Origin of the sequence: Variovorax sp. WDL1 (assembly GCF_001541225.1) — a bacterium.
GTDB lineage: Bacteria > Pseudomonadota > Gammaproteobacteria > Burkholderiales > Burkholderiaceae_C > Variovorax.
Genome location: NZ_LMTS01000098.1, coordinates 1 through 1,385, shown reverse-complemented (window position 1 = coordinate 1,385; position 1,385 = coordinate 1). Strand labels below are relative to the sequence as shown.

Sequence of the window (1,385 nt, the reverse complement as noted above, 5' to 3'; positions counted from 1 at the left end):
GCAGCCAGTCGCGGCGGGCGCGTCCGCCGTTCCAGGCGCCGGTGGTGAAGCCGAGGATCTCGCTGGCGACGCCGGCCTGTTCCAGCGCGCGCGCCATCACGTCGACCAGCATCGCCACGGCTTCGGCATGCGCCTTCATCGAGCCGGAGCAGTCGATCAGGAAACCGACGACGCAGTCCGCCACCGGCTCCAGGCGCTCGGTGCGGAACAGCCGCCGCTCCGTCGGCGATGCGACCAGCTGCGCCAGGCGGCGGCCGTCGATGCGGCCTTCCTCTTGCGCGCCGTCCCAGCCTTGGCGCTGGGGCTCGGCCAGCAGGGCGCGCAGTTCCCGTGCGAGGCGGGCGATGTTGATGCCTTGCGCGGCGATGCGCCGGTCCAGCGTCTCGCGCAGCTCGACGAGCAGTTCCCGGCGCACCAGCGAGGCCGCCGCGTGCTCGCGGTCGTAGTCGGTGGTGAAGACGCGGTAGGCATCGCCTTCGCCCTCCAGCAGCGCGCTGCGGCCGGCGTCGGCGGTGGTGAAGGCTTCGACGATCTCGCGGTCCATGTCGGCGACGAGGCTGAACACACTGCGTTTGTCGTCGGGCTCGGCATCGCGGTCTTCCTCGCCGTCCTGGTCCTCGCCTGCGGCATGCAGCATCGCCGCCACCGTGTGTGCGATGGCACGGGCATGCACCGCGTAGGCGGCCTGGTCGGCGCGCTCCCGGCGCAGGCCTGCGAGCGCGTGGCCGATCAGCGGCGAGAGTGCGAAGCGGGTGGCTTCCAGCATGTCCTCGGTCTCCTCCACCACCTGCTGGCCGCTGACGCGTGCTCGGCAGATCTGCGCGACCGCGTAGAGAAGCAGGCCGCGCGCGGTATCGGTCAAGCCGGAGTGGTGGAAGGACAGGGACCACTGTTCATGGCGATGCCGCAGGTTGCGCCGCATGCCCGGCATGGCTTCGGGCGCGAGCGACTCCACGCGGAACTGCTCCAGCATCTCGAACAGCATGCGCTCGACCGGCTCATCGGGGCGCAGGCGTTCGTGCAGGTCGGCGTCCGATGCGCTGAGCCGCAGCGCGAGCCCGTCCGCCGTGCCGCGGAAGGAGGCGAAGTCGTCGCTTTCGGGCGAGGGATGCAGGTGCGGCGCGTACCAGGGCAGGGGCTGGCGGCCACGGTGCAGGCGCTGGCCGCGGAAATGCAGGTCGGGCTCGCCGCTGTAGGCGCGCACGAAGGCGGCGCATAGTTCGTCGATCTGCTGCGCGTGGCGTACCTGCTTCTGGGCTTCGCTCATGGGGCGGGGGCCGTTGAAGGGCCTGAGTTGGAGTCGGGTACTTGGTCGCTCGATTCGAACGTTGCGGTTGGTGTGAGCCCGGGGCCGGGATTTCGCCCCGGCGGGCGAGTCACTTTCT

At 71.0% G+C, this 1,385-nt stretch carries 1 protein-coding gene; it reads right to left on the bottom strand.

Features of this window, described 5'->3' with window-relative positions; all coding sequences use genetic code 11:
* Positions 1 to 1,267: cobaltochelatase CobT-related protein (locus APY03_RS14430; RefSeq protein ID WP_232324267.1), on the bottom strand; the 1,267-nt coding region annotated here is incomplete at its 3' end.
* Positions 1,268 to 1,385 lie beyond the last annotated feature (118 nt).